The organism is Rhodoluna sp. (assembly GCF_049276775.1).
Taxonomy (GTDB): Bacteria; Actinomycetota; Actinomycetes; order Actinomycetales; family Microbacteriaceae; genus Rhodoluna.
Map to the genome: position 1 here is coordinate 1 of NZ_JBASXC010000034.1, position 5836 is coordinate 5836.

Below are 5836 nucleotides of genomic sequence, written 5' to 3' on the forward strand. Positions count from 1 at the left end.
TCACAGCCCCCAGCCTACAAACTTCACCGCATTCTCAAGCTAACTAAACTTGAGGGAATGAAGATCTTGGTTTTAGGGCAAGGTGCCAGAGAGCACGCAATAGTCAAAGCCCTGCTTAGAACCGGAACAGACAAAAACGACATTCTGGTTGCTCCAGGCAACTTAGGCATCGCTAAACAAGTCGTATGCGAAAAGGATCTAGACCCCAACGACCCACTCGAAGTTTCTAAGTTTGCCCTTGAGCGCGGAATCGAACTGGCAATCATCGGACCGGAAGCTCCCCTCGTTGCCGGAGTCTCCGATGCCTTGAGGTCTCAAGGCGTTGCCGTTTTTGGCCCCAGCAAACTTGCTGCCCAACTTGAGGGAAGTAAGTCATTCGCGAAGCAAGTGATGGCGGCAGCCGATGTTCCAACCGCAATGGCTAGGCAGTGCAAAACATTGGCTGAGGTTGAGCAGGCCATGGAGGATTTTGGTGCCCCGTTCGTCATCAAGGCCGATGGCCTCGCCGCAGGAAAAGGTGTGATTGTGACCGAAGACTCCGCTGCGGCTTTGGAGCATGCGGCGCAGTTTATTCAAATGGGAATTCTGGTCGAAGAGTACCTATCGGGTCCGGAAGTTAGTTTGTTCTTCCTGTCTGACGGCGTATCGGTTATGCCGCTAACCCCGGCACAAGATTTCAAGCGTGCCTTTGATAATGATCTGGGACCAAACACCGGAGGCATGGGCGCATACAGCCCTTTGCCTTGGCTTGAAGAAAGTTTTATCCAGGAAGTTGAGGATGCTGTCGCCCTTCCAACGATTCAAGAACTTGCAAGGCTGGGTGCTCCCTTTGTTGGGCTTTTGTATTGCGGACTTATTGTGACTGACCGCGGCATAAGGGTAATTGAGTTCAACGCCCGCTTCGGCGATCCAGAAACTCAAGTAGTTCTCGCCAGATTGATTACCCCGCTAGATGGCCTTCTTTTCAAGGCAGCCACCGGCCACCTGGACTCTGCCCCCGAGGCGCAGTTCAGCAAGGACAGGGCCGTCACAGTGGTCTTGGCATCGGAAGGCTACCCATCAACGCAAGCTGAAGTTAGAGAAGTAAAGGGCATAGAAGAGGCGGAGCAAGTGGAAGGTGTTGAAGTTTGCTACGCCTCAGCAGTTGGAAGGGTGCTTTCGGTTGTTGCAACCGGAGAAACTTTCAAGGAGGCTAGATCGAGCGCCTACAAAGCAATCGGAAAGATAACCCTCGAGGGATCTCACTACCGCAAAGACATAGCGGCGAAGGTGGCCGAGTAAGGTGCCAGAAGAAATCTCTGGTTGGAAACATCTTTACAGCGGCAAGGTAAGGGATCTCTTCGAGAGTGAGAACCCGGCTCAATCCAATTTGATTTTGATTGTTGCCTCCAATCGGATCAGCGCCTTTGACAATATCCTCGAGCCAGAAATCCCAGGCAAGGGCGAGAGTCTTACCTCGGTCACTAACTTTTGGTTTGAAAAATTAGAAGTTCCAAATCATTTGGCAACCGGAGTTGCAGTTCCTGAGCAGGTATTTGGACGTGCCACGGTTGCAAAGAAGTTGTCGATGTATCCAATCGAGTGCGTGGTGAGGGGTTACATCGCAGGCTCTGGATACAAAGAGTATTTGGCTACCGGAAAACTATGCGGATTAACTCTTCCCGAGGGGCTCAAAGATGGCGATAAATTGCCCGAGCCCATCTTCACACCCGCTTTCAAGGCCGAGCTTGGCGATCACGATGAGAACATCAGCTTTGAAAAAGTAGTTGAAATAGTTGGCGAAGAAGTTGCCTCAAAGCTTCGAGAGCTTTCGTTTTTTGTTTATGAAAAAGCCAGCCTGATTTCTAATCAGGCGGGCCTTATCTTGGCTGACACCAAGTTTGAGTTCGGTTTAGACCCTGAAACTAACCAGATTGTTTTGGGGGACGAAGTGTTGACCCCGGATTCGAGTAGGTACTGGGATAAAGCTTCCTATGAGGAAGGCAATCGCAACCAAAGCTTCGATAAGCAAATAGTTCGCAACTGGCTACTCGAGAATTGGGACCCGGAGGGGGGTTTAAAGCCCCCGGTGCTAGCAGCTGAGGTTGTTGCACTTACTTCTTCCAGGTACGCGGAGTTGCGCGAAAAGCTCGAGGCTACAAACCAGTAAACTTGAGGGTATTCCCGAGTTATTTGTTTCGCCTTAGGGGGCCAAAAGTTGCCGAAAATAATCGTCCAGGTAATGCCCAAGCAGGACCTTCTAGACCCCCAGGGAAAAGCTGTTGCTAGAGCTCTCGAAAGATCAGGGCACCAGGACATCACCGCGGTCCGCATCGGCAAAAGAATTGAACTTCACTACGCAACCACCCCAACCGATGCAGAGCTTGAAGAGGCCAAAAAAATAGCCGAGAGCTTCTTGTCTAACGGCGTCATCGAAGACGTCGTTGAAGTTTCAATCGAGCAGGACTAATTCGTCATGAAGATCGGTGTTGTCACTTTTCCGGGTTCCCTGGATGACCGCGATGCCGCCCGTGCCATCAGGCTGGCAGGTGGTACCCCGGTAGCGCTATGGCACGCGGATAGCTCCATCAAAAAAGTTGACGCGGTTGTCTTGCCCGGGGGCTTTAGCTACGGCGATTACCTTCGCTGCGGAGCAATTGCCGCTCAGGCACCGATCATGCAGACCATCATCAAAAAAGCTAGCCAGGGGCTTCCTGTTCTTGGCATTTGCAACGGCTTCCAGGTCCTGGTTGAATCGCACCTACTTCCAGGCGGACTAATCAGAAACGAGAAGCAGCACTTTGTCTGCCGGGACCAAAAGCTTCGGGTTGAAAACATCGACTCGGCCTGGACCAGCGAGTTTGAACTGGGCGAGGAAATCACCATCCCGCTGAAAAACGGTGAGGGCGGATACATCGCAACCGAGGAAACTCTAAAGATGCTAGAGGGCGAAGGAAGAGTTGCCTTCAGGTACCTGGAGGTAAACCCCAACGGTTCGATGAATGACATCGCGGGACTTCGAAATGAACGCGGCAACGTAGTTGGCCTCATGCCCCACCCCGAGCACGCGGTTGAGCCAGGCTTTGGTCCAGACTCCCCCGTTGCCATGCGCTCCGGCATCGACGGACTCAAGATTTTTCAGTCGGTACTGAAATCGGTGATCACCGCGTGATCATCGATACCGTCAAGCAGTCAAAAAAAGAATTGGATAAAGAACAGCCCTTTGCTGCGCTTGGGCTCAAGCAAGACGAATACGAATCCATCAGGGAAATCCTTGGAAGGCGCCCGACCTCTTCTGAGCTAGCCATGTATTCGGTTATGTGGTCTGAGCACTGCAGCTATAAGTCTTCAAAGATTTACCTCCGTCAGTTCGGTGAGAAGGTCACCCCGGAGATGAAAAAGCACCTCTTGGTTGGCATGGGTGAAAATGCAGGTGTTGTTGACATCGGAGAAGGGCTTGCTGTCACCTTCAAAGTCGAAAGCCACAACCACCCAAGCTATATCGAACCCTTCCAGGGTGCTGCCACTGGTGTTGGTGGAATCGTGAGAGATATCTTGACCATGGGAGCAAGGCCAATTGCGGTCATGGATCAGCTTCGCTTCGGTGCCCCTGAAAACCCGGACACCGCGCGTGTAGTTCACGGCGTTGTCGACGGTATTTCTTTCTATGGCAACTGCCTGGGGCTTCCAAACATCGGCGGCGAAACAGTTTTTGACAAGGTCTACCAGGGGAACCCGCTGGTAAACGCACTGAGCATCGGAGCGCTCAAGCACGGAGATCTAAAACTTGCGAAGGCTGACAAGGCAGGCGACCTCGTTATTTTGTTTGGAGCAAGAACCGGCGCCGATGGAATCGGTGGCGTTTCTGTACTTGCATCTGAAACCTTTGACGCCGACGGACCGAGTAGAAGACCGGCCGTTCAAGTTGGAGATCCGTTCGCCGAAAAGGTTTTGATCGAGTGCTGCCTCGAGCTATTTGCTGCAGGTTGTGTATCCGGTATCCAGGACTTGGGTGGTGCCGGTATTTCATGTGCGACGAGTGAGCTCGCATCAAACGGTGGTATGGGTATGAAGGTTCAACTAAAGAAAGTCCTTCTTCGTGATGAGTCACTTACCCCCGAAGAGATTCTGATGAGCGAATCTCAGGAGCGCATGATGGCTATCGTTCCTAAAAAGCACCTGAAGGCCTTCAAGAAGATTGTTGATAAGCACGAGGTTGAGTACTCGGTGCTTGGCAAGGTCATAAAGCAGGACCGTCTATTGATCAACTGGGGTAAAGACCAAATCGTTAACGTGCCACCTCGAACAGTGGCTCACGATGGCCCGGTCTATGAAAGGCCAGTCGAACAGCCCAAGTGGCAAGATCCCCTAAATGCTGACAGCGTTCACGCTCGTGGCCTTTACCGCGCCAATGACAACTCGACTGACTTGGCTAGCCAGTTTGTTCAGATTATTTCCTCTCCAAACCAAGCCGATAAGGCATACATCACCGACCAGTACGACCGCTACGTCGGTGGCAACACAGCCCTTGCTTACCCGGATGGCGCCGGCATGATTCGAGTCTCTGAAGAAACCGGTCTTGGGGTGGCGCTTTCAACAGACGCCAACGGCCGCTTCTGCCAGCTCGATCCTTACCAGGGAGCCCAGCTTGCTCTGGCTGAGGCATATAGAAATGTTGCAACCAGTGGCGCCAAGCCCCTTGCCGTAACCAACTGTTTGAACTTTGGCTCTCCAGAAAACCCGGAGGTTATGTGGCAGTTCAAGCAGGCAACCACCGGTTTGGCCGATGCCTGCCTGGAGCTTGAAATTCCAGTGACCGGTGGAAACGTCAGTTTCTATAACCAAACCGGAGATACCGCAATCTTCCCAACCCCGGTGGTTGGTGTGCTCGGAGTAATCGACGATGTTGCAAGAAGAATTCCTTCCGCCTGGCAAGACGAGGGCAACAATATTTATTTACTCGGCATCACAAAAGACGAACTAGATGGTTCGGTTTGGGCAGAGGTAGTTCACGACCACCTGGGTGGTCGCCCGCCAAAGGTTGATCTGTCTTACGAGAAGGCTCTGGCGGAGCTTCTTCACGGAGCAAGCCTTCAGGGACTTGTTGCCTCGGCAACCGACCTCTCTGACGCGGGTCTGGCTCAAGCGCTCACTGAATCTGTCCTTCGATTCAACATGGGTGCAAGGGTTTGGATCTCGGAGATTATGGAGCGTGACGGTGTCGATAGAACAGCTGCGCTGTTTTCTGAGAGCACCGGCCGCGTACTAGTTTCTGTTGGCCGCGAGGACGATGTAAAGTTCGTTGGTCTTTGCGATGCAAGAAACATTCCGGTGCTTCGAATCGGAGTCACTGACAACACCGGCGAGCTGGAGATTCAAGACCTTGCCACCTGGAAAATAGAGGAGCTTCGTTCCCATTGGCAAGCGACACTACCCGAGCTTTTTGCCTGAGCTATTGCCTGAAGTTAGTTAGCATCTCGTCATGACCGAAAAACTGGAGAGCCACCCACTGCGTCTTGTGCTTAGGTTGGGCGCAGGCGTTTTTGGCCTGAGCGCTGTTTTCCTGCTCGTACTACCGCAGCTATTTCTAGATCTACTTGCTCTTCCAACAGGTGCCGATCAGGTTTGGTCAATGCGCATGATTGCGATAACCCTGGTTGCTCTAACCGGCAACATGCTTGCGGTTAGCCTCTACGGAACTTTGAGGGGCGTTCGCTTTTCAGCCAGGGTGATGCAGTTCGCGGCCTTTAGCCTTGGAGCCTTGACCCTCGCAATCCCTGCCGAGCTTAACTGGTTCACGTATTTGTATGCGGCGGTTGGCTTTGGTTTCTCGGCTGCCTATACGGTTTTGTTGTTT

General features: G+C 52.4%; 6 protein-coding genes. All 6 read left to right on the top strand.

Going from position 1 to position 5836, the window contains the following annotated elements; genetic code table 11:
* The first annotated feature begins 57 nt into the window (after positions 1-57).
* Positions 58-1281, top strand: coding sequence for a phosphoribosylamine--glycine ligase (gene purD, locus WAO31_RS02890; RefSeq protein ID WP_509590045.1), 1224 nt, complete (start codon positions 58-60; stop codon positions 1279-1281).
* Between the two features lies 1 nt (position 1282).
* Complete coding sequence (locus WAO31_RS02895; RefSeq protein WP_509590033.1) at positions 1283-2149, top strand: phosphoribosylaminoimidazolesuccinocarboxamide synthase; 867 nt, start codon at positions 1283-1285, stop codon at positions 2147-2149.
* Positions 2150-2197: 48 nt separating this feature from the next.
* Positions 2198-2449, top strand: coding sequence for a phosphoribosylformylglycinamidine synthase subunit PurS (purS, locus tag WAO31_RS02900; RefSeq protein ID WP_509590036.1), 252 nt, complete (start codon positions 2198-2200; stop codon positions 2447-2449).
* 6 nt (positions 2450-2455) lie between these two features.
* Positions 2456-3151 carry a phosphoribosylformylglycinamidine synthase subunit PurQ gene (purQ, locus tag WAO31_RS02905; RefSeq protein WP_509590039.1) on the top strand — a complete coding sequence of 232 codons (696 nt, stop codon included), beginning with the start codon at positions 2456-2458 and terminating at the stop codon, positions 3149-3151.
* Positions 3133-5430 (top strand): phosphoribosylformylglycinamidine synthase subunit PurL, encoded by a 2298-nt coding sequence (gene purL / locus WAO31_RS02910; RefSeq protein ID WP_509590047.1) that lies wholly within the window; start codon positions 3133-3135, stop codon positions 5428-5430. Before purQ ends, purL begins: the two co-directional genes overlap by 19 nt.
* Positions 5431-5461: 31 nt before the next feature.
* Positions 5462-5836, top strand: a 375-nt coding sequence (locus WAO31_RS02915; RefSeq protein ID WP_509590042.1) for a hypothetical protein, incomplete at its 3' end; no start/stop codon positions are given.

What these genes read in the sequence shown, in the direction of transcription:
- purD (WP_509590045.1), top strand. Translation starts at nt 58, where the DNA reads ATGAAGATCTTGGTTTTAGGGCAAGGTGCCAGAGAGCACGCAATAGTC.
- purQ (WP_509590039.1), top strand. Translation starts at nt 2,456, where the DNA reads ATGAAGATCGGTGTTGTCACTTTTCCGGGTTCCCTGGATGACCGCGAT.